We start from the raw sequence: 23,327 nt of genomic DNA, 5'->3' as shown, positions 1-23,327 counted from the left end.
TCGATAATTGTCGTTACAAACGAAATTATAGAGCTATTTTTATACACTATTGTTGATTTTTTTGGTTCTTTTTAAAGTAATCCCAATTATCGATCGAAGATCTGTCGCCACCTAATTCAGGTGCATCAGTGTGATACATCGACGTAGTTGATTGATTATTATTCTTCGAATAAATACTTGTCGATTTCAGTCCCAGTGCGGACCGAGTATCAAGCAAATGATTGATCTCATTTTGGTAATTATAATTTTTAGGATCGATTGGTTCAAAACCATTGGGTGTATAAAATCTTAACAGATTTTTGTTGTTGACTGTATCAGAGATCTGCAACTTTTGATTGACAGCTTTTTGCCATTTCTTGACCTTAGCCTTCAAGTTTGGATTAGTACTCAAATCGATCTCTTCGCCAGTTTTATTGCTGTAGACATTGTAGCCATCATTTGAATTTTTCAAGACAGTGTAGTGTGGTGTCACGAAATTCTTATTTCTAAAGGCCACGATCGAACTGTGGTTCTTCGAAAGTAGATCAGTACCGACTTGAATATATTGTTTGGTATTGATCCCCGCCAAATGCAAGATAGTTGGCAAGACATCGATCTCACCACCGTAAGTATGGTTGACACCACCTTTGAGTCCCTTCATATGAATCATAAAAGGTACCCGTTGTAGCTGAGTATTGTTGAAATTGTTCCAAGTATCAGCATTATACCCCAGTAACGGAGCCAGTGCCGGATTCTGCGAGTTGGATAGGCCATAATGGTCACCATATAAGACAATCATTGAATTGTCATAAATACCGCTGTCTTTCAAATATTGGAAAAATTCTTGTAGTGAACTATCCAAGTAGTGGGCAGTTTCAAAATAGCCATTGACGACATCGTTATCAGTATCAGGCTTAACAAATCCATCATTGCTGGCATCTTCGTCAGGTAGCTGGAAGGGATAGTGATTAGTGACAGTAATGAATTTAGCATAAAACGGTTGCTGGAGCTGTTCAAGGTACTTGGCACTTTCGGAGAGGAATATTTTATCTTTCATCCCATATTCCATGGTCGAGTTTTGGACATCTTGATCATAGTACGATTTATCAAAGAAATAGTCATAACCCATATTCTTGTAAACATCGTTTCTACTCCAGAAACTACCGATATTACCATGAAAGACTGCACTCGTGTAGCCCTCTTTTTGACCTAGGATAGCAGGGGCAGCTTGGAAAGTATTGCTTGTTCCTAAACTAGTAAAGAAGGAACCTTCGGGTAAACCATAAAGACCAGACTCAAGCATCGTTTCCGCATCACTAGTTTTACCCTGACCAACTTCATGGAAGAAGTTATCAAAGGACATGGTGTTTTTATCATTATAAAGACTATTTAAGAATGGAGTTACTTCTTGACCATTGACTTTTTGACCAATTAAAAATTGTTGAAAACTTTCTAGATGAATGATGATGATATTTTTTCCCTTAGCTTTGCCAAAGTACTTAGGGTTTGGGGCCGCATAGTGGTCAGTCGTGTATTGTAAGACGTTGTCCATATCGGTCCCGACAGCACTTGAACGGACTTGGCTATTTTGAGCTGTTTTGATTGAGTCGTAACCTAAATATGAATTGAAACCGAGATATTTAACGATATAAGCTCGATCAAAAGTTCGACCTAAAAGCTGGGGACGATTACATTCAGCCAACATCAGGTTTAGTGAGAAAAGCATCAAACCTGTCATCGTGATGGCGAAGGCATTTAATTTTCTGAAAGGACGTTTATCGATTTTAATGAAATGTGTTAGAAATAAGATTAAAATTATTATGAAGTCGATCCAGTAAATGATGTCATGATAACTCGCCATGTTGGAAGCACTGGCACCTAGACCTTTGGAAACTTTTCCAGCACCGGCGATGGTATTGAATGACAAAAAATCTGTGAATTCACGATAATACAAAATATTACCGTATAAAAGGGCTGATTCTAAAAAGTAAATCAAGCCCATTACGATGTATGAGATCTTCGCTCGATTGATATAAAGAGCAAACCCTAACAGCAAGACTGAAGTTGCGATTGGATTGATGATCAAAATAAAATGTTGAATAGGGTCGGCAACACCTAATGAAAAATCAATGTAGTAGGCGATGACAGTTTTGATCCATAGGAAAAAAATCAATAAAGTCATAAAACCGAGACGTTTATTTAGAAAATTCTGTATTTTGCGCATAAAAAATCCTTTATAATTTAAAATAATAGCTATGTTGAATTATTATTAAGTTGCATGCTTATAAAAAAGTATAATACGAATCCAATAAAAATTGTGAGAGAATAAAAAAATGATATTTTTAGGACCGCTATACAGTTATATAGCAAATTTATATTCAACAAGAATAAATCATTTTCCTTTGATCCGTTTATCCTTTTTTGGTGTTGATAAAGCTATATTATACACGTTATTCTTTATCATCTTACGGATTATTTGGCTGAAATGGAAGCACAAAAAACCAGTCGTGAGTCATGAGTTTTGGCTAACGGTTTTTGCTTTTTATGTTTTCTTACTATACTTTTTAACTGTCTTTCGGGATGGTTATTTCCCTTGGCAGTTCAAGTTGTATTGGGATCTACCGCTGTCAGATGTCAATTTTACACCATTAGTGGAAACCTTTAAGCTTCTTAATGGAACGTCGATCCTTGATTTCTTGTACAATCTTTATGGCAATATCATGTGGTTCGTCCCGATGGGATTTTTTATCCCGGCTCTGCTCGAGAAAAATCGAGGCTTTATCCGTGTGGTCATAATTGGAGCATTGATCTCAGTTTCTATTGAGACGTTCCAATTCTTGCTTCAGACTGGAGTCAGCGATATTGATGACGTAATATCCAACACAATTGGAACTGCTATCGGATTTCTGTTATATTTTATTTGTCATATTGTTAAAAAACATGTAAAACAATTGAAATTTCAGTGAAAAATGATTAATCTAGTTTAAGAGATATGGAGGAAAAGAAATGACACATATTAAATTTGATGATTCAAAATTAGGCAAGTTCGTTCATGAAAACGAACTTGGTGAAATGCAAGCAATGGTTACTGCTGCCGACACAGAACTACGTGAAGGTACTGGTGCTGGTAATGACTTTCGTGGATTTCTTGATCTACCTGTAAATTATGATAAAGATGAATTTGCACGTATCAAAAAAGCTGCTAAAAAAATCCAATCGAACTCAGAAGTTTTCGTAGGTATTGGTATCGGTGGTTCATACCTCGGTGCTAGAATGGCTATCGATTTCTTAAGTTCATCATTTTACAATGTTAAGAATAAGCGAGATGTTCCAGAAGTTTACTTTGCTGGTAACTCAATTTCTCCTAACTACCTTTCAGATTTAATCGACGTGATCGGTGATCGTGATTTCAGTATCAATGTTATTTCCAAATCAGGAACAACTACTGAACCTTCAATTGCATTCCGTATTTTGAAGGCTAAATTGGTTGAAAAATATGGTAAGGAAGGCGCTAAAGAACGTATTTTCGCTACTACTGACCGTGCTAAGGGTGCACTTAAGAGTGAATCTGATGCTGAAGGTTATGAAGAATTCGTTGTTCCTGATGACTTAGGTGGTCGTTTCTCAGTTCTTTCTGCTGTTGGTTTGTTACCTGTTGCCGTAGCTGGTATTGACATCGACAAGTTGATGGAAGGTGCTGCTTCAGCTCGTGAGGATTATTCATCTGCTGATATCGAAAAGAACGATGCTTACAAATATGCAGCATTGAGAAACATTTTGTACCGTAAAGGTTACACAACTGAATTACTTGAAAACTATGAACCAAACTTGCAATACCTTGGTGAATGGTGGAAACAATTAATGGGTGAATCAGAAGGTAAGGACCAAAAAGGTATTTATCCTTCATCAGCTAACTTCTCAACTGACTTGCACTCATTAGGTCAATACATTCAAGAAGGTCGTCGTAACTTGATGGAAACTGTCGTTATGATTGACAAACCTCGCCATGACCTTGAGATCCCTTCAGAAGAAAAAGACCTTGATGGTTTGAAATATCTTGAAGGTAAGACAATGGACTTCGCTAACAAGCGTGCTTACGAAGGTGTGGTACTTGCTCATACTGATGGTGGCGTTCCCGTAATGAGCGTTCATATCCCAGAACAAAATGCCTTCACCTTAGGTTACTTGATCTACTTCTTTGAAGCAGCCGTTTCAATCTCAGGTTACTTGAATGGTATCAACCCATTCAACCAACCAGGTGTTGAAGCATACAAGAAGAACATGTTTGGACTTCTTGGCAAACCAGGTTTTGAAGAATTAGGTAAAGAATTAAACAAACGTCTATAATCAGATAAATCAAAAGGCTTGGAGAATTTCTCCAAGCCTTTTTTGTTGTCTTATTGTTTAAATTTAGGAGTACGTTTCATAAAATGTTTTGAACCATCAATAATATGGAAATAAATCGCCAATTCAAACATATCAGAATTGATGCTCCTCAAAAATGGCCATTCTCGTCGAGAGCTTTTCCAAACAATAGTATCAATGTCTTTCTTTAAATAATCGGTCACAACTTTAGGCTTGTCTTTGAAAAAGCCAGAATTGTACATGTAATTGGCGTAGTCAAAGAAGAATTTATAGGTCTCAGGCTTATTGATATCCTTTCTCAGCAATTTAAAACGGTCAAATGCAAAGTCAGCACTCTTACGCATAATTTGCCGTCCAGTGGCCGAATTTTTCGTATATACAAATAATTCCGCAAAGAAACGTTGATAAGAATTGACCTCAGCTTGGGATAAATAACGTCTAGGATGAATCTCAAAAGGATACTTCCATTCGGAAAAATTGTATTCCCATTTTTGACCGATCCAGATCGTATATGGTAATTCATAGAATATCTGGGTCATATCTTGTTCAAAAGCTTGATTGATGATCTCTGAGTATTCTCGAGGCAATAATTTTTGAATCTGCTTGTTTAAATCGACTGTGATTGACTTACTTTCCGTTAAAGCAAATAAAGTTTTCCAATTCTCTTTGGACAACAGATCTGGTTTTAATATTTGAATTTGTTTCAATTGGACGGGAGCTGAATTCATTGTATAACCAGCATCAAAGCAATTTTCGACTAACTGCAGTGTCTGAACAAAATGCCCACCCAATGAATGCCCCAAGCCGTATAAATGACAGTTTTTTTGTAAATGTGCCTGCAAATAAGCAATGAAATCTTGAGCAACTGACATTTGATCAAGATCGACAGTATCGCCAACTAAAATGGCATTGACGTTGTAATCCCAATCTTTATAACCCTCGAGGATATATTTTTCCATCCGTTTACTACGTGAATGTTCAGTATAATCCATATCGGCTTCGGTACCTTTGAAAGTCACATAACATTCCTTGATGCCATCGATCTCGATTTCATAGGCGATACCAGAGAAACCAGTTTTTTGAGCATCAGGACAAATCTCTCGAGCATCGTAGGAACGGACAAAACTTGGAACACGTTTGACACAACTATAAACTAAAAATTTCAAGAAGCTTTCAGTTTGAAAATTTTCTTCATACAGGTAGCGATCATAATCAAATTGCATTAATCTGGTTCGAAAATCGAGATTATTGAGCAATTCCTCAGACTGATATTTGTCTGAACGTTGATCGATCAGTTTAGGGAAATTTTCATAAGCTAGGATCAAGAATTGGTTCAAGTAACCACGGCTCAAAGTTAAATCTTCATCATCGATCAGTGCGATAAGTTGCTTTATTTTATTGATCTTGCGGTTTCTTCGTGGAGTTTTAGAAGATGTTTGACGATGGTTTTCATCAATGTTTTTCAGTTTCAATCCTTTGTCGATAAATTGAGGATGTAACATCGGCTTTGTTTGAAAAACAGAACTTTTAACATCGATCATTTGACTGAGCAAGAGATTAGTCAAACGGGTTTTTTCTTTATCCAAGTAGCGATAAGTAAAGTATAGCCGCTTGTTTTGAGGTAATAATTGTCGGCTATCCTTTTTATTAAAGGTTAGTGGTATGGCCTTGTGGGCTCGAAAGTTGAGGAGGTCAAATTGTTCATAGACCTTTTCTAGCTTTTCAGCAGTTTTCATTAATTTTTTCATTCGATCACCGGCTATATTAATATTTAGAGTATCACCTATATTTTAACAAATTGTTGTATAATCAACAGTAAGAAAATAATTCACTTTTGTGGTATGTCACACTTGTAATATATCACAGATGTGTTATAATATTATTTGTGGAGGATAAGAATTATGGAAATAGATATCAAATCATATTTGGAGGATAGACATTTATCTATTTATTTAATAGCTAAAAAGAGTGGTTATGGATACACGACCCTTCACAAGTCCTTCAATAAAAAACAATCTTCCGCGACATCAATCAATATTCGAGATATAGATGCCATCGCCAAGGCACAAGACTTGGAAATGTGGAAAGTTTTACGTGAATTGGAGATGCACTATCTCAAATGAGGGAGGCTTTTTATATATGGCTAGATCATTTTGGGACGAAGATCCATTCTCAAACAACAACATGGATGATTTATTTAATAGATTCATGAATTCAAATTCACAGGGTAATTCAGGGACTAAGTACTACATCAATGGTCATGAATTAACTCCAGAAGAATTAGCAGAATATCAAAAAGAAAGAACCGCTGGCAGAGAAGTGCCGGTGGAAGAACAAACTAACAATAATAAAAAGGACCAAGGTGTCTTGGGCAAATTAGGGCGTAATTTAACACAAGAAGCTCGTGATGGTTTGCTCGATCCAGTTATTGGTCGTGATCAAGAGATTCAGGAGACAGCTGAGATCTTAAGTCGGCGGACGAAAAATAATCCAATTTTAGTTGGTGATGCTGGTGTTGGTAAAACCGCAGTTGTTGAAGGTTTAGCACAAGCTATTGTTAAAGGTGACGTGCCAGAAGCTATCAAAGACAAACAAATCATTTCAGTTGATCTTTCTTCATTAGAAGCCGGTACTCAGTACCGGGGTTCCTTTGAAGAGAATGTACAAAATTTGATCAAAGAAGTTAAAAAGGCTAAAAATGTCGTGCTCTTCTTTGATGAGATCCAGCAGATCATTGGCACCGGCGCTACTGGTGGAGATGCCGGTAGTAAAGGGTTAGCTGATATTATCAAACCAGCTTTAAGTCGGGGAGATTTATCGATCATTGGTGCTACGACTCAAGACGAGTATCGTAATACGATTATGAAAGACGCCGCTTTAGCTAGAAGATTCAATGATGTAACGATCAATGAACCTTCTAAAGATGCTTCAGTAGCAATCTTGAAAGGCTTGCGTAAAGCCTATGAAGATCATCATCATGTAAAGTTGCCCGATGAAGTTTTAAAGGCAGCGGTAGATTATTCAGTCCAATACTTGCCACAAAGATCGTTGCCTGATAAAGCAATTGATCTCATTGACATGACGGCGGCTCATTTGGCTGCTAAACATCCAGTTACAGATAAAGTCAGTTTAGAAAAGACTTTGAAGACAGCTGAAACTCAAAAGGATCAAGCAGCTAAAAAAGAGGACTTTGAAAAGGCGGCTGATCTGAAGAAACAGATTGCTGACCTTCAAACGAAATTAGATAGCAACGACAAAAAACCAGATGAAGCAGTTGCCACTGTCAATGATATTGCTGAATCCGTTCAAAGATTGACCGGTGTTCCAGTTTCTCAAATGGGCACTAGTGATATCGAACGGTTGAAAGGGATGGGACAACGTCTCAAGAGCAAGGTCATTGGTCAAGATGAAGCTGTCGATATGGTCGTTCGGGCAATCAGAAGAAATCGGGCTGGCTTTGATGAAGGTAATCGTCCAATCGGTAGTTTCTTATTTGTTGGACCAACTGGCGTTGGTAAGACTGAACTAGTTAAACAGTTAGCTAGTGATATGTTCGGCAATAAAGATGCAATCATCCGTTTGGATATGTCTGAATATTCTGACCTGACAGCCGTTTCAAAATTGATTGGAACTTCTGCAGGTTACGTCGGATACGAAGATAATGGTAATACCTTAACTGAGAAGGTAAGACGCAATCCATATTCGATCGTCTTGCTTGATGAGATCGAAAAGGCCAATCCACAAGTTTTGACACTGTTATTGCAAGTCATGGATGACGGTCGTTTGACTGATGGACAAGGCAATGTCGTTGATTTCAAAAATACTATCGTGATTGCGACGTCAAACGCTGGTTTTGGTAACGACAGTGATCAGGACCAGAAGTTGATGGACAAATTAGCTCCATACTTCCGTCCAGAATTCTTGAACAGATTCAACGGCATCGTTGAGTTCAGTCATTTGGATAAAACGGATTTGAATCAGATTGTCGATTTGTTGATCGATGATGTAAATAAGAGTTTGACTAAGAAAGGTTTGACGTTGACCATCACTCCTGAAGCTAAAGAGTGGTTGATCAATGAAGGCTACGATGAGGCTATGGGTGCAAGACCTTTACGTCGGGTGATCGAACAACAGATTCGTGATAAAGTCGCTGAATTTTACTTAGATCATTTGGACGTTAAAAATCTTCGGGCTGATTTAGTTGATGGAACAATCAAAATTAGTCAAAATGAATCAGTTACAGCATAATAATCGTTAATAAAGCCGAAGCTTTCTGGAATTATCCAGAAACTTCGGCTTTTTGTTTTCAGCTTCAATAGCAGATAATGACCGCAAAGTGTAATATAGAGATGATAGCGAAGTTAGATAAAGGATGATTTTTTTGAAGAAAATAGCTCCAATTTTTGTCGGATTAGGTGCGATCAGTTTTGGCATCCCAGCCTCACTGTTTAAAATCGCCCGTCACCAAGGGGTAGTAAATGGCCCCTTATTATTTTGGTCTTTCTTAAGTGCCGTTTTGATATTGGGTATTATTCAGATCGTACGTCGTAAGTGGATCTATCGCCAACACACTAGTTGGAAACAGGTCGGTTTATTGATTGCTGCTGGGACAGCCTCTGGTTTTACTAATACGTTTTATATTCAAGCCTTAAAACTGATTCCTGTCGCAGTTGCTGCAGTTATGCTGATGCAAGCAGTCTGGTTATCGACCTTATTAGGAGCAATCATTCATCGCCGGTTAACGACCCGGATGCAGGTCTTGAGTATTGTTTTAGTCTTAGTCGGGACCGTACTTGCAGCAGGTCTTTTCCCAATCACTTCTGCATTATCACCGTTAGGTCTTTTATTCAGTTTCTTAGCAGCCTGTGCTTATGCTTGTACGATGCAATTCACAGCCAGTTTAGGTAATAATCTTGACCCCTTATCGAAGACCTTATTGCTATGTATCGGGGCGTTTTTATTGATCAGTTTCATTTGGGCACCGGAGATTGTCACGACTGCCACGACCTTTGCGACTGTTAAATGGGGCGTTTTGATTGCGGTATTTTCAATGGTCTTTCCTTTGGTGGTCTATTCGATCTTCATGCCATATCTTGATATCGGTATCGGACCGATTTTATCTTCATTAGAGCTACCAGCTTCGATCGTAGTTGCTTTTATCTTATTAGGTGAGACGGTCAATTGGTTGCAAGTGTTTGGTGTGCTTGTCATTATCAGTGCGGTCATCTTGCCGAATATCGTCAGCATGAATCTGCCGCATCATCGAGTCAAAAATTAAATTTTTCTCAGCAAAAACGCCCTGACAAAAATGTCAGCGCGTTTTTTTAACTCAAATTCACATTTTTAAAAGCTTTACTATATAAATGCCAACCAATCAAACAAGTAAGGACATCGGCCACAGCTTGAGCCCAGATGATACCGTTCAATCCAAAGAAATAAGCTAAGATGACGATGGCTAATCCTAAAAGAATCGCTTGGCGTGATAAAGCCATGATCAATGCACTAGTACCAGCACCAACTGATTGGAAGACGGTCGTAAAGACCAAGATAAAGCCGACTAGCGGTGTCGTGATAAGCATTGCTCTCAGCATGATCGTACCCATAGAAACGATGGCTGTTTGATTCATGAATAATTGGACCAGTTGCGGTGCAAAAACAATCAAAATCAAGGCAACGACAGTTGCGTATAGTCCTTCGACCTTCAAGTCGAAGTGTAAAGTTTCTTTCAGTCGCGACCAGTTTTTGGCACCATAGTTATAACCAACTAACGGTTGCGCACCAAAGGCAAAGCCGACCATGACCATCATAACGACCATGTAAATTTTTTGAACGATCCCCATCGCAGCCACAGCATTAGCACCATAAGCCGCTAAGAAACTATTCAACAGCATCATTCCGAAACTTTGTGTCAAATTTGTCAGTGAGGCGGGGATGCCGACCGCTACGACCGCTTTGAATGTTGGGTGGGATATATGAGCCAATTTAGGTGCTAAGGATAATGATTTAGTGCGGCGCATAAAGAGTACTAATAAGCCAGTATTGACCGCATAACCGATCACATTGGCAAAAGCCACCCCTGATGCTCCCCAATTGAAGACGAACAAGAATAGTGGATCTAAAATAATTGTTAAAACAGTACCACTGATCGTGGCAATCATTGAAAACTGAGCTAGACCTTCGGTCCGGATAATATTACCAGGAACCAAAGACACAATGATGAAAGTCGATCCTAAAACTAAAACACGATAAAAATCTGAAATATATGGGCGAGTAGCGTTAGTAGCACCTAAAAGATTCAAAATTGGACCTTCGAAAAATAATAGTAATGCAGTTAAAACTAAACTCAAAATTATTGCGATATAAAAGCAAAAGCTACTGACACGGGCACTTTTTTGGTAATCATGTTTGCCTAAAGCTCTTGAGATGACAGCACTACCACCTAATCCGAAAATGTCACCGACCGCTAACATAAAGGAAAATAGTGGACTACCTAAGGCGATACCAGCAACTAAATCTGCGTTGCCGGTTTGCGCAACAAAAAAGGTATCGGCCAGATTATAGATCATACTAGCGACCATTCCTAAGACTACAGGGATGGCTAATTGCATGTAAGCCTTTGGTATCGGTACTTTTTCAAATAAATCATTCAAAATCTTCACTCCTTATCTGAGCAGTTTACTGGCAGAAAGGAGTCAGACTACAACAGAATCAATAATAATTGTTAATTATGTAAATGATACTATTGCAAAAATTTTGCTGCAACAAAAAATGAACCACCATAATACAGGTGATTCATTTCGCATATATGTTTCTTGGGAGGATGGATACAAATAACATATTTTATTTATTCATTGAAGTTGACGACATAATCGTCAATTGCTCGTAGATAAGTTTCTTTTTGAGTGGGACTGATCCAAGCTGTTTCGAATGAATTCTTAGCTAGTTGGACGATTTGTTCAGGAGTGACGCGGTATTCTTGGGCGAGAGCAGTGTAATTATCAGAAATATAACCGCCGAAATAAGCCGGGTCGTCGGAATTGATTGAAACTTTTACACCTTCATCGAGCAGATCAAGTATCTCGTCTCCTTTGAGATCGTCATCTGTGATCAATTCATTGGATAGTGGGCAGGAGGTCAAGCCAAGATGTAGTTGTTTGACCCAGTCGACCAAATCAGGGTCTTCAACTATGTTAGTACCGTGATCGAGCCGTTCAACGTTGATAATCTCCAAAGCTTGCTTGATGTGGTCGATCGAATCGACTTGGTCAACATCAGCATGCATTGTGATATGATAGCCTTCATCTACAGCTTTAGCGAATGGCTGCAGAAATTTTAATGGTGGATTGTGATGTTCGTCAGAATCGAGACCAATACCGAGAATCTTATTTCTGAAAGGTCGTGCCATATCCAATAATTGGCTAGCTGAATGGGCAGACAAGTCACGCAAAAAACACATGATCAGGTGCGCATCAACGTTGAAGGCTCGTGCATCGATACAGGCCCGATAAAGTCCATTGATAACAAAATCTAAGGGGATGCCTCGTACTAGGTGAGCTTGAGGGTCAAAAAACATTTCCACATGGGCAACATTATTTTGATGAGCTTTTTTCAAGTATTCCATTGCTAATTCATAAAAATCTTCTTCAGTCAGTAAAACGTCCATTCCTGGATATTAGACTGCTAGAAATGACGCTAGGGAATAATAATGATAAGTTTCTTCGATATCTTCGACAGTTTCCTGCCCAATATCGACGTTGTTTCTTTGAGCTAATTTAAGTTTTAGCTTCGGATCAAGGGTTCCTTCTATATGAACGTGAAGTTCGGACTTTGGCAAACCTTGAATAAATTCTTGTGAAACTTTTTTTTTGGTAACATTGTATTATTCTCCAGACTCTAAACCGATTTGTTGCAAACACTTTAAAACTTTTTATATAAAAAGACAAGCCCTAAGATTACAAAAAAAACTATATTCACGAACAATATTTAATTTTTTATGTCTATTGTTTCTGTTTTTCTTGCATAATTTATATACCTTTGTCATAATGTGGTTATTCAAAAAGTAATATTTAAGGGGCGAATTATTTTGGATTTATCGAATAACAAAAAAGATCTCAGTTTTATCGAGCGTCTGTTCCATTTGAATGAACAGAAGACAACGGTAAAGCGTGAGGTCTTAGCAGGTTTAACGACCTTTGTGTCAATGGCATATATTTTATTTGTCAATCCGCAAGTTTTAGGGACTGCCGGCATGGACAAAGGAGCCGTTTTTACAGCGACCGCCTTGTCAGCAATCTTAGGTTCAGTTTTAATGGCATTATTAGCAAATTATCCAATCGCAATTGCCCCCGGACTTGGTGACAATGCATTCTTCACTTATTCAGTCGTCTTGGCCATGGGTATTCCGTGGCAAACAGCGATGGCAGGTGTCTTAGTATCTAGTGTCATCTTCTTGATAATCTCGGTCTTGAAAATTCGTGAGATTGTTATCGACGCGATTCCCCACGATTTAAAACTAGCTGTGGCGTCTGGTATCGGATTATTTATCGCCTTTGTAGGATTAAAGGGCGGTGGCTTGATCGTTGCCAGCAAGTCCACGTTAGTAACGATGGGTTCATTTACCGTTGCTGGTACTTGGTTAACTATCTTTGGTTTGATTGTGACCGGTATTTTAATGGCTCGGAAGATTCCTGGTTCAATCTTTATTGGAATGATCTTAACTACGATCCTTGGCTTGGTAACGAAGCTTATTCCATTACCAGATAAGATCATTTCAACGATTCCTAGTTTGAAACCGACTTTTGGTGTTGCTGTGGCACACTTAGGAGATATCAAACAGCCACAATTGTGGGCAGTTGTTTTGATTTTCTTATTAGTTGCTTTCTTCGATACAGCCGGGACTATGATTGGCCTTGCTGAACAAGCTGGATTCATGAAAAATAATAAAATGCCCCGGATCGGTCGAGCACTGATGGCAGACTCTGTTTCAATGTTAGGTGGTGCCTTTATGGGAACAACACCAACGGCTGCGTTTGTTGAGTCGTCAGCCGGAATTGCTATTGGTGGTCGTACAGGACTTACGGCATTGGTAGTAGGTGGTATGTTTGCACTATCAATGTTTTTCTCACCATTACTAGCAGTGGTAACGACTAATGTTACGGCTCCAGTATTGATCATTGTCGGTATTTTAATGGCTCAATCGATGAAGTATATTGATTGGGAAAAATTCGAAATTGCCATGCCAGCTTTCCTTACGATCGTTGGTATGCCACTTACATACAATATTTCTTATGGTATTGCCTTCGGATTTATTGCTTATCCAATCACGATGATTGCAGCTGGCAGACATAAAGAAGTCAATCCAGTAATGTATATTTTATTTTTTGTCTTTCTATTGCTATTATATGTAATCAACGTTTTACCTAAATAATTAATAATCAGATATAAATAAATCGCCTCATGATCAGTTGATCATGAGGCGATTTTTATTATCCTTCATATTTTGAAAGTTTAAATTGAACGTGGTCTTTGTTATGAAGCTTTTTCTTGTTGGCACCAACATTAACTGTTTTCTTGTTAACAGTATATGTCCAATAGATCTTCTTCTTATCATTCTGTTTGTGGCCGTCGATCTTAGTAATGAAACCATCTTTTTCAGATACTTTCCAACCTTTTTTAAGACCTTTCATAACAGATGAATTTTTCTTTAGAGTAATTTTCTTTTTAGCAATCTGTTTCTTATTTTTCTTCAAAACATAAGTAACTTTGATATTATTGCTCTTCTTACTCTTAGCCTGAGCTGTGGTTGCTGGAGTGGCTACTCCGATCAATAACAATAACGCAACTAGTAACGAAGCTAGTTTTTTCATAATTTCCCCCTCAAATTTATTAACTGCGTGTAATCATTGTAACACTAAATTTCAGCCGTTTTTCAAAGTAATCAAGCACTGTTTGCAAAGAAGTTTTCAGATCGTCGATCCGACCGACAATAAATAATGATCCACTGAAACGATCCAAAAAGGCTATCTGGATATCACCAGACTTAATAGCAATGTCACCAGCAATGATTGTTGCTTCGGCAGGGGTCAAAGTGATGATACCAATCGGGTCAGTTGTATTTAAAACACCCAATTTTTCATATAGATCCGGATTAGGATTGGCAATAATATGAGCTAAAGTTATCTGTTTACCAGGAACGTATTCCTGGATGATTCTTTCTGGGAACTCTTCATCATTCATGGGCTAACTCCTGATTTCTTTCTTTGATCAATTGCTTAAATTCATTAAATTGTTGCTCCATAATGTCGATCGATTTTTGGGAGTTCAAATTACCCTTTTCGTCAAATCGATCGGCCGCATTAGTTACCAGACATTCGACTCCTCGAGTGACTTTGGCATTTATTTGTGGAGACTCTAATACTTGTCTTAATTGCATTTGGGCACGAACAGTTCCTAATGGACCGGTCGAAGCGCCCATCAACATAATTGGTTTATGAAATAAAAGTCGTGGGTACATTGAACACCAATCAATGGCATTCTTTATATTTGCAGTCATGCCGTGATTGATCTCAGGAGTGGCGATAACCATTGCATCGGCTGATTGAACGCTAGAGCAGAGATATCTAACTTTAGAAGGTAGATCTTCGTATTTCATGAACTTAAGAAAAGGTAAGTCATCGATTTGCAAAACCTGTAAGTTCATCTCGTTGATGTACTTCTTGCGAAGGTATTCAACTAAATATTGATTATACGAACCTGGTTTACTGCTACCACAGAGAGCTACTACCTTCATTGTCAATCTGATCACTCCTAATTTGTTTGTCACTTCACATATATATAGTTAGTGTTGCATTTTTGAATTGATTTATCAATATTTGGAATAGTTAAATTTTAAGGACTTGCTGAAAGCATTGAAATAAAAGGCTTTATTTTATAAAAACAACAAAAAAGTGAAAAAAACAATATTTTTGCAAGGGTTTTCATTTTCTTGCTGAATTAGACTATCCGCTCATATGTGAAATGCGTGAAAATCACGCTTGAAATCGCTCTCATGACCGCATATCGCTTGTGAATGACAAAAAATAGCAAATTTCAATATTGTGGCATTGTTAAAAAATTAACAACTTTTTCGGAAAAACTCTTTTATACTGAGAACGTATTCAATTTTTAATTAATGGAGGTACTAATTATGGCACTCGAAGCCTTAGGTTTGGTAGAAACGAGAGGACTAGTTCCGGCTATTGAAGCAGCGGACGCTATGTTGAAAGCAGCCAATGTAACACTAGTTGGTGAACAAAAAGTTGGACATGGATTGGTTACTATCATGGTCCGTGGTGATGTTGGTGCGGTCAATGCATCTGTTGATGCAGGTGTTTCAGCCGCTGAAAACATTGGTGAGGTTACATCAAATTACGTAATCCCAAGACCACACGAAGACGTTGATAAGCTGATCGCATTAGAAACTGGTAAGAAGTAGGTTTAACTGATGCAGACGCCTGATGAAAATGAATTAGTTCAAAAAGTTCTAACTCAGGTCCTAAAAAATAATGTAGTTGATAACAAACAGAAAGTAGGTGTGAGTCGCTTGAGTTCATCTATTAATGGAGTTACAGAATTTATTGGTACAGCTCCCATTGGTGACACGATTGGGATGGCAATCGCCAACGTAGATCCTGAATTACTGAAGAATCTACATGTCGATCATCCATATCGTTCAATCGGACTATTATCAGCCAGAACTGGTGCTGGTCCACAAATCTTATCAATGGATGAAGCTGTCAAGGGTACTAATACAGAAGCAATCAGTGTTCAAATGCCTCGTGATACAAAGATGGGTGCCGGACATGGTTCTTTAATCATTATCGGTGGTGATGACGTTTCTGATGTCAGACAAGCCGTTCATATTGGTTTAGAGAATGTGCCTAAGCATTTCGGAGATGTTTACAACACTGATGCAGGACACTTGGAGTTGCAATATACAGCTAGAGCAAGTCAAGCTTGCAATCTAGCCTTTGGAGCCCCTGAAGGAAAAGCTTATGGCTTGATTGCTGGAGCCCCTTCAGGTATTGGTGTCGTAATGGCTGATGTTGCTTTGAAAGCTGCTAATGTTGAAGCACTTTCATTTGCATCACCAGCTCATGGAACAAGTTTTTCAAACGAGGGTATTTTACACATTTCAGGTGAGTCCGGAGCTGTTAGACAAGCAGTTCTTTCCGCCAGAGAAGTTGGACTTAAATTATTAAGTCAGCTCGGTGGTACACCAACAAATGATTATCCTTCATACATTTAATAATAAAAAAATATGTCCAGATATGAGGTGGATAGTTTGAAGAGACAAAAGAGATTTGAGGTCTTGGAGAAAAGACCAGTTCACGAAGATGGTTTCGTCGACGAATGGCCTGAAGAAGGTTTCGTTGCAATGGACGGACCGATTGATCCAAAACCTAGCGTCAAAATTGAAAATGGTGAGATTGTTGAACTTGATGGTAAGAAGAAAGAAGATTTCGATTTGATCGACAGCTTCATTGCTAAGCATTCAATCAATCTTGACACAACAGAAAAAGTTCTTGCTATGGATTCTCAAAAAATCGCCAACATGCTTTGCGATCCTAATGTTACCCGTGACAAGATCATCCCTATTACTACAGGATTCACACCTGCCAAAGCAGCCGAAGTTATTTGTCAATTGAATTTCGTTGAAATGATGATGGCTACTCAAAAGATGCGTCCAAGAAAGACACCGGCAACTCAAGGTCACGTTACTAACATTCGTGATAATCCTGTTTTGATTGCTGCTGATGCTGCTGATGCCGCATTAAGAGGCTTTCCTGAACAAGAAACAACAACTGCCGTTGCTCGTTACGCTCCATTGAATGCCATTTCAATTATGGTTGGTGCTCAAACTGGTCGTCCCGGAGTTCTGACTCAGTGTTCTGTTGAGGAAGCTGAGGAATTGAGTCTAGGTATGCGTGGTTTCACTGCTTATGCCGAAACTATTTCCGTTTATGGTACTGAACAAGTATTTACAGATGGTGATGATACACCTTGGTCTAAAGGATTCTTAGCTTCATGTTATGCATCCCGTGGATTGAAGATGCGTTTCACATCTGGTTCAGGTTCAGAAGTTATGATGGGTTATGCCGAAGGTAAATCAATGCTTTACCTTGAAGCTCGTTGTATTTTCATCACTAAGGGCTGTGGTGTTCAAGGACTACAAAATGGTGCCGTAAGTTGTATTGGTATCCCCGGTGCTGTTCCTTCAGGACTGCGTGAAGTTCTTGGTGAAAACCTATTATGTATGGCTATGGATATTGAATGTGCTTCTGGTAATGACCAGTCATTTTCACATTCAGATATTCGTAGAACTGAAAGAATGGTCGGTCAATTTATTTCTGGTACTGACTATATTTCATCAGGTTATTCAACAGTTCCAAACTATGATAATACTTTTGCTGGTTCAAACTTTGATGCTACTGACTACGATGATTACTACGCTATGCAACGTGATCTAAAAGTTAATGGTGGTTTGGTTCCAGTTAAAGAGGCTGACATTATCAAGATCAGAAATAAAGCTGCTAAAGCACTCCAGGCTGTCTTTAAGTCATTGGATCTTCCAGAGATCACTGACGAAGAAGTTGAAGCTGCTACTTATGCATTCAGTTCCAAAGATATGCCTGAACGTAACATGGTTGAAGATATGAAAGCTGCTCAAGACCTTATGGATCGTGGAGTAACTGGTGTTGACGTTATCAAGGGTCTATATAACGGTGGTTTCACTGATGTTGCCCAAGCCGTATTGAGTCTGCTACAACAAAGAATTGCTGGTGACTTTTTACAAACCTCATCTATTTTCGATAAGGATTGGAACGTTATTTCAGCTGTAAATAATACAAATGATTACAACGGACCTGGCACTGGATATCACATTGATGATGACTTATGGAAGAAGATCATCGATATTCCAATGGCAATCAATCCAACCGATGTTTAGAAAAAATAGTGTGAGGGGAGGTCAAATTTATGAGTGAAGAAATTAATGAAAAATTACTAAGAGATATTATTCGTCAAGTTATTGCTGAAACAAAGGCAACTGATAAAAAGGTTGATTTTTCTGGCAACAACTCAACAAGTGACCAATCTGCAAATAGTGCAACAGCCACAGCTACTGCTACTAAGCCAAAGCCAGGTACAGATGCACCATTGCAATTAGATTGGTTCAAACATGTAGGAAAAGCTAAAAAAGGAACTTCAACTGATGAAGTCGTCGTTGCTGTTTTGCCAGGATTTGCTGAACATATGACAGAAAATATGACTGGTGTAAAACATAAAGATATCCTTCGTCAAGTAACAGCCGGAATCGAAGAGCAAGGGCTTAAAGCTCGTGTCATCAAAGTTTACCGGACCGCTGATGTTTCTTTCGCCGGAGCTGAAGGTGACAAGTACTCTGGCTCAGGAGTTGCTGTTGCTATCCAATCAAAAGGTACAAGTATTATTCATCAAAAAGATTTGGAACCATTATCAAACTTGGAATTATTCCCACAAGCACCAGTGCTTGATTTAAAGACATATCGTTCTATCGGTGCTAATGCCGCTAGATATGCCAAAGGAGAATCTCCATCTCCAGTTCCAACTGTCAATGACCAGATGGCTCGTGTTAAATATCAAGCCAAATCAGCTTTGATGCATATTAAGGAAACGAAATACGTTGTACCTGGAAAGGATCCAGACGAAATCGAATTAAACTTCGACTAATCTAACAGGTGGTATAAATGACAGAAATAAATGATTTAATTAGCAAAATTGTTAACAATGTTCAAGATGAATCGAACAATCAATCATCTTCAAATACAACCACAGCTACAGCTAGTTCAACTTCAACTAGCTCAGATTCAAATAAAACAATGACTCGTGATGATTATCCTTTGTTCCAAAAACATCCTGATATGGTCAATGCACCAACAGGAAAAAATGTTAAGGAAGTAACCCTTGAAGCTGCTATCAATGGTGATGTTGAGGCGGAAGATCTTCGTATCTCTCCACAAACATTAAAGGCACAAGGAGAAATCGCTGCTAGTGCTGGTAGACCATCGATTCAAAGTAATTTTGATCGTGCTGCTGAATTAACAAAGGTTCCTGATGAGAGAGTTTTGGAAATGTATGGTTCATTAAGACCATATCGTTCATCAGAACAAGAGTTGTTAGATATGGCAGATGAGCTCGAGAACAAATATGGTGCAAAAATCTGTGCCGACTTCGTTCGTGAGGCTGCTGTTGAATACAAGAAACGTAAAAAGCTCAAAGGAGACAACTAGTTTAATACTAGTTGGTGATTAATTTGCAAAGAGTAATTGGTGTAGATATAGGTAATTCATCTACTGAAGTTGTATTAGCTGAAATAGCTGAGGATGGTTCAATAAATTTTATTAATTCAAATATTGCTGAAACTACCGGAATCAAAGGTACCAAGCAAAATATGATGGGTATCCGTAATTCAATCAATGGATTGTTGAAAAAAAGCGACATTGAAATGAGCGACGTTGACCTTATTAGGATCAATGAAGCTACACCGGTAATTGGTGATGTTGCAATGGAAACAATCACTGAAACAGTCATCACTGAATCGACAATGATCGGTCACAACCCCAAGACACCTGGTGGTGTTGGCGTCGGAATCGGTTACACGATTGATATTAGAGATTTAGCTGACAAGGGTGGAGACGGTCGCGACTACGTAGTCATCGTTCCTAAAGAACTTGATTTCGCTGACGTTGCCAAGTTGATCAACGCCTACTGGAAACACGGTTATAAAATCACTGCTGCTATTCTTCAATCCGATGACGGTGTCTTAGTTGACAACCGTTTGGACAAAACGATTCCCATCGTCGATGAAGTTGCTTTCATCGACAAGATTCCGATCAATATGTTATCGGCCGTTGAGGTTGCCGACAAGGGAAAGGTTATTTCTCAATTGTCCAACCCATACGGTATCGCCACAGTTTTCAATTTGAATTCCAAAGAAACGAAAAATATTGTACCTGTTTCAAGAGCCTTGATCGGTAACCGTTCAGCGGTCGTCATCAAAACTCCTAAAGGGGATGTCAAAGAAAGAGTCATCCCAGCAGGTTCGATCACGATCCATGGAAAACCAGCTCCGAAGACAGTGAGTCTATCAGGTGGTGCCGATAAGATCATGGAAGCTGTTTCTTCGTTTGAACAAATTGATGATGTTACAGGTGAGGCCGGTACTAATATCGGTGGAATGCTTGAGCGTGTTCGGGAAACAATGGCTAAATTGACTGACAAAAAGATGGATCAAATTGCCATCCAAGATTTACTAGCAGTCAATACTTCGGTTCCTATCAATGTTAAAGGTGGTCTAGCTGGTGAGTTCTCAATGGAACAAGCCGTCGGGATCGCATCAATGGTGAAATCCGATCATCTTCAGATGTCGATGATAGCTGATGAGATGGAAAAGGCTTTTGGTGTGAACGTTGAAATTGGTGGTGCTGAAGCACAATCAGCCATCTTAGGAGCCCTAACTACTCCAGGAACATCAGCCCCAATGGCAATTCTTGACTTAGGCGCTGGTTCGACTGATGCTTCAATCATTGATCCAACTGGGAAATCAGTTGCGATTCATTTAGCTGGTGCTGGGGATATGGTCTCAATGATCATTAACTCGGAATTAGGTTTAGATGATTTGTACTTAGCTGAAGATATCAAGAAGTATCCATTAGCAAAAGTTGAAAGTTTGTTCTTTATCCGCCATGAAGATGGCAGTGTTCAATTTTTCGACAAAGCCTTACCAGGTAACTTGTTTGCTAAAACCGTGGTTGTTAAACCAACTGGTTTCGTTCCTGTTCCCGGTGATCTTAGTATCGAGAAAATCAAGACGATTCGTCGGACAGCTAAGAAACGGGTCTTTGTCGAGAATGCAATTAGAGCTTTGAAGCACGTTTCGCCAACTGGCAACATTCGGGATATTCCATTTGTAGTCATCGTTGGTGGTTCTGCTTTGGACTTTGAGATACCACAATTAGTTACTGATGAACTATCACATTACAACTTAGTCGCCGGTCGAGGAAATATTCGGGCAATCGAAGGACCACGTAATGCCGTCGCCACAGGATTGATCTTAACGTATGCAGAAAGTTTGAGGAATAAATAATGGATGTTAAAAAGCCGGAAATATTTATTGCTAAAGCTGATAATTCAGAGCAATTTCAAACTGCACTATATGGCATTGAAGAAGAAAGTATCCCCTTTCGTGAAATAGATGACCAAGATATCGCTGATCTTTCAACGATGTCGACTGTTGAAAAAGCTTACCAAGCTGCACTCGCTTCTCAATTAGGAGTTGGGTTGGCTTATGACAATGAATTTGCATACTTGCATCAAAAAAATCTTCCTGCTGACGAGCCATTATTTAAAGTGGCTCTCTCGAATCAAACAAATATTAATCGACTAGGTACTAATGCTGCTCGGTTAGTTAAAGGTATTCCATTTAAAGTCATAACAGAAGAGGGTGAATAAAATGAGTGAATCCCTTGGATTAGTTGAAGTTGTTGGCTATTCAACGGCTGTTTATGTAGCCGATCAAATGGTCAAAACTGCTGATGTTGAAATTCAAAAGGTTGAACGTGCTCGAGGTGATGGCTGGATGACAGTCTACGTTACAGGCGACGTAGGCGCTGTTAATGCCAGTGTTGCCGCTGGAGAAGATACTGCTAAAAGAGTCGATAATTTCGTATCTAGCAAAGTTATCGCTAGACCAGCAAATGATTTATCTGAGTTTAGTCAAACAAAACCTAGTGCACCAGAAGCACCAGAAACTGAAACTAAACCAGCCACAAAGGCTGAACCAAAGACTGAGTCTAAGTCAGAAACTAAACCAGCTGACAATAGTAATAAGACTGAGAAGTCAACTCCAAAACAATCGAATTCGACTAATAAGTCAACTACTAGACGCAGTAACAACACTAGAAACAATAATACAGACAACAAGAAAAAATAAGTTCGGAGGAAATTATTATGAATAACGCTTTAGGTATGATCGAAACAAAAGGTTTAGTCGGTGCTATCGAAGCAGCCGATGCAATGGTTAAAGCAGCTAATGTATCTCTTGAAGGATATGAAAAAATTGGTTCAGGACTAGTAACAGTTCTCGTTCGTGGTGATGTTGGTGCCGTTAAAGCTGCCGTTGATGCTGGTACATCATCAGCTGAACAAGTTGGAGAAGTCGTTTCAAGTTACGTAATCCCTCGTCCACATTCAGATGTTGAAAAGATTTTACCAAACAACAAATAATCTGTGATCAATAGAGTGGAGGAACAACAATGAACGATGAACAACTACGTACGACGATCCGTCGTATCATCAGTGAAGAATTAAATAAGGATGATGGCGGCATCCCAATCGGTGTTTCAAACCACCATATTCATCTGTCAGAAGAAGATTTCGCAACATTATTTCCAGGTCAAAAGTTTGAATTGTATCGTCAATTGAAACAACCCGCCGATTTTGCTGCTAAGCAAACAGTTACTTTAGTAGGACCTAATGGGGTCCAGATCCCACATGTTAGACTGTTGGGACCAGCTAGAAGCCATTCACAAATTGAAATTTCACGGACTGAGGCACGTCAATTGAATATTGATGCACCAATCAGATTATCAGGTAATTTAGACGGAACTCCATCAATCACCGTTAAAACTGATAACGCTGAAATTCAAGTACAGGGTGTGATTGCTGCTAAACGTCATATTCACATGAGTTTAGCTGATGCTGAAAAATATGGTTTGAAATATGGTGACATCGTCAAAGTTGAAGTCAGATCACAAGATCGTAAGACCATTTTTGAAGATGTTGTGGCAAGACCAAGAAAAGATTTTGTTACTGAAATGCACATTGATACTGATGAAGCCAATGCCGCTAATGTTCAAAGTGACACAAAGGCATATATCATCAATGATGATCAAGATAAATAGACC

Annotated in this window: 22 protein-coding genes and 1 pseudogene; 16 read left to right on the top strand and 7 right to left on the bottom strand. The window is 38.8% G+C overall.

What is annotated here, in order from left to right; all coding sequences use genetic code 11:
• Window positions 1-46: 46 nt before the first annotated feature.
• Window positions 47-2,203 carry an LTA synthase family protein gene (locus tag FC27_RS02250; protein WP_010624115.1) on the bottom strand — a complete coding sequence of 719 codons (2,157 nt, stop codon included), beginning with the start codon at window positions 2,201-2,203 and terminating at the stop codon, window positions 47-49.
• 109 nt (window positions 2,204-2,312) lie between these two features.
• Between FC27_RS02250 and FC27_RS02245 the strand changes: the two genes are divergently transcribed.
• Window positions 2,313-2,945, top strand: coding sequence for a VanZ family protein (locus tag FC27_RS02245; protein WP_010624114.1), 633 nt, complete (start codon window positions 2,313-2,315; stop codon window positions 2,943-2,945).
• A 40-nt stretch (window positions 2,946-2,985) separates the two neighbouring features.
• Window positions 2,986-4,326, top strand: coding sequence for a glucose-6-phosphate isomerase (locus FC27_RS02240; protein ID WP_010624113.1), 1,341 nt, complete (start codon window positions 2,986-2,988; stop codon window positions 4,324-4,326).
• 50 nt (window positions 4,327-4,376) lie between these two features.
• On the opposite strand, the gene FC27_RS02235 is transcribed toward FC27_RS02240, so the two are convergent.
• Window positions 4,377-6,092, bottom strand: a complete 1,716-nt coding sequence (locus FC27_RS02235; protein WP_010624112.1) for a DUF6792 domain-containing protein — start codon at window positions 6,090-6,092, stop codon at window positions 4,377-4,379.
• A 153-nt stretch (window positions 6,093-6,245) separates the two neighbouring features.
• Here FC27_RS02235 and FC27_RS02230 point away from each other — a divergent pair, with 153 nt between their 5' ends.
• The 3 genes from FC27_RS02230 (at window position 6,246) to FC27_RS02220 (ending at window position 9,622) form a co-directional block, all read left to right on the top strand.
• Window positions 6,246-6,467, top strand: a complete 222-nt coding sequence (locus tag FC27_RS02230; protein ID WP_010624111.1) for a hypothetical protein — start codon at window positions 6,246-6,248, stop codon at window positions 6,465-6,467.
• A 16-nt stretch (window positions 6,468-6,483) separates the two neighbouring features.
• A complete protein-coding gene (locus FC27_RS02225; protein WP_010624110.1) occupies window positions 6,484-8,592 on the top strand; it encodes an AAA family ATPase in 2,109 nt (702 codons plus the stop codon).
• Between the two features lie 133 nt (window positions 8,593-8,725).
• Entirely contained in the window at window positions 8,726-9,622 is an 897-nt protein-coding gene (locus FC27_RS02220) for an EamA family transporter (protein WP_010624109.1), read from the top strand.
• Between the two features lie 46 nt (window positions 9,623-9,668).
• Here FC27_RS02220 and FC27_RS02215 read toward each other — a convergent pair whose 3' ends face one another.
• Window positions 9,669-10,994 (bottom strand): MATE family efflux transporter, encoded by a 1,326-nt coding sequence (locus FC27_RS02215; RefSeq protein ID WP_010624108.1) that lies wholly within the window; start codon window positions 10,992-10,994, stop codon window positions 9,669-9,671.
• Window positions 10,995-11,188: 194 nt separating this feature from the next.
• Window positions 11,189-12,187 (bottom strand): annotated as a pseudogene (add, locus tag FC27_RS02210) (adenosine deaminase).
• A gap of 240 nt (window positions 12,188-12,427) precedes the next feature.
• On the opposite strand from add, the gene FC27_RS02205 reads away from it, so the two are divergent.
• Window positions 12,428-13,771, top strand: coding sequence for an NCS2 family permease (locus FC27_RS02205; RefSeq protein WP_010624107.1), 1,344 nt, complete (start codon window positions 12,428-12,430; stop codon window positions 13,769-13,771).
• A 58-nt stretch (window positions 13,772-13,829) separates the two neighbouring features.
• Here FC27_RS02205 and FC27_RS02200 read toward each other — a convergent pair whose 3' ends face one another.
• The 3 genes from FC27_RS02200 to FC27_RS02190 are packed head-to-tail and all read right to left on the bottom strand — an operon-like array spanning window position 13,830 to window position 15,133.
• Window positions 13,830-14,210 (bottom strand): DUF4430 domain-containing protein, encoded by a 381-nt coding sequence (locus FC27_RS02200; protein WP_010624106.1) that lies wholly within the window; start codon window positions 14,208-14,210, stop codon window positions 13,830-13,832.
• Between the two features lie 19 nt (window positions 14,211-14,229).
• Window positions 14,230-14,580 (bottom strand): BMC domain-containing protein, encoded by a 351-nt coding sequence (locus FC27_RS02195; RefSeq protein WP_010624105.1) that lies wholly within the window; start codon window positions 14,578-14,580, stop codon window positions 14,230-14,232.
• Window positions 14,573-15,133 (bottom strand): NADPH-dependent FMN reductase, encoded by a 561-nt coding sequence (locus FC27_RS02190; RefSeq protein ID WP_076613319.1) that lies wholly within the window; start codon window positions 15,131-15,133, stop codon window positions 14,573-14,575. The genes FC27_RS02195 and FC27_RS02190 overlap by 8 nt, the downstream gene beginning before the upstream one ends.
• Window positions 15,134-15,529: 396 nt before the next feature.
• On the opposite strand from FC27_RS02190, the gene FC27_RS02185 reads away from it, so the two are divergent.
• The 10 genes from FC27_RS02185 to pduL are packed head-to-tail and all read left to right on the top strand — an operon-like array spanning window position 15,530 to window position 23,324.
• Window positions 15,530-15,817: a BMC domain-containing protein gene (locus tag FC27_RS02185; protein WP_010624103.1), complete on the top strand. Its 288-nt coding sequence runs from the start codon at window positions 15,530-15,532 to the stop codon at window positions 15,815-15,817.
• A 9-nt stretch (window positions 15,818-15,826) separates the two neighbouring features.
• The gene (pduB, locus tag FC27_RS02180) at window positions 15,827-16,630 is read left to right on the top strand and encodes a propanediol utilization microcompartment protein PduB (protein WP_010624102.1); all 804 of its coding nucleotides are present in this window, start codon (window positions 15,827-15,829) and stop codon (window positions 16,628-16,630) included.
• Between the two features lie 36 nt (window positions 16,631-16,666).
• Window positions 16,667-18,331 (top strand): propanediol/glycerol family dehydratase large subunit, encoded by a 1,665-nt coding sequence (locus FC27_RS02175; RefSeq protein ID WP_010624101.1) that lies wholly within the window; start codon window positions 16,667-16,669, stop codon window positions 18,329-18,331.
• Window positions 18,332-18,360: 29 nt separating this feature from the next.
• On the top strand, window positions 18,361-19,092 hold the full coding sequence (locus FC27_RS02170; protein ID WP_010624100.1) for a propanediol/glycerol family dehydratase medium subunit: 732 nt from the start codon (window positions 18,361-18,363) through the stop codon (window positions 19,090-19,092).
• Window positions 19,093-19,109: 17 nt separating this feature from the next.
• On the top strand, window positions 19,110-19,652 hold the full coding sequence (locus tag FC27_RS02165; protein WP_010624099.1) for a diol dehydratase small subunit: 543 nt from the start codon (window positions 19,110-19,112) through the stop codon (window positions 19,650-19,652).
• A 23-nt stretch (window positions 19,653-19,675) separates the two neighbouring features.
• On the top strand, window positions 19,676-21,508 hold the full coding sequence (locus FC27_RS02160; RefSeq protein ID WP_010624098.1) for a diol dehydratase reactivase subunit alpha: 1,833 nt from the start codon (window positions 19,676-19,678) through the stop codon (window positions 21,506-21,508).
• Window positions 21,508-21,873 carry a glycerol dehydratase reactivase beta/small subunit family protein gene (locus tag FC27_RS02155; RefSeq protein WP_010624097.1) on the top strand — a complete coding sequence of 122 codons (366 nt, stop codon included), beginning with the start codon at window positions 21,508-21,510 and terminating at the stop codon, window positions 21,871-21,873. The genes FC27_RS02160 and FC27_RS02155 overlap by 1 nt, the downstream gene beginning before the upstream one ends.
• Before the next feature lies 1 nt (window position 21,874).
• Complete coding sequence (locus FC27_RS02150; RefSeq protein WP_010624096.1) at window positions 21,875-22,354, top strand: BMC domain-containing protein; 480 nt, start codon at window positions 21,875-21,877, stop codon at window positions 22,352-22,354.
• 14 nt (window positions 22,355-22,368) lie between these two features.
• Window positions 22,369-22,647: a BMC domain-containing protein gene (locus FC27_RS02145; protein WP_275452734.1), complete on the top strand. Its 279-nt coding sequence runs from the start codon at window positions 22,369-22,371 to the stop codon at window positions 22,645-22,647.
• A 29-nt stretch (window positions 22,648-22,676) separates the two neighbouring features.
• Window positions 22,677-23,324 (top strand): phosphate propanoyltransferase, encoded by a 648-nt coding sequence (gene pduL / locus FC27_RS02140; protein ID WP_010624094.1) that lies wholly within the window; start codon window positions 22,677-22,679, stop codon window positions 23,322-23,324.
• The last annotated feature ends 3 nt before the right edge of the window (window positions 23,325-23,327 follow it).

Source organism: Companilactobacillus versmoldensis DSM 14857 = KCTC 3814, assembly GCF_001434295.1.
Lineage (GTDB): Bacteria > Bacillota > Bacilli > Lactobacillales > Lactobacillaceae > Companilactobacillus > Companilactobacillus versmoldensis.
This window is presented reverse-complemented; position numbering and strand designations above follow the sequence as displayed.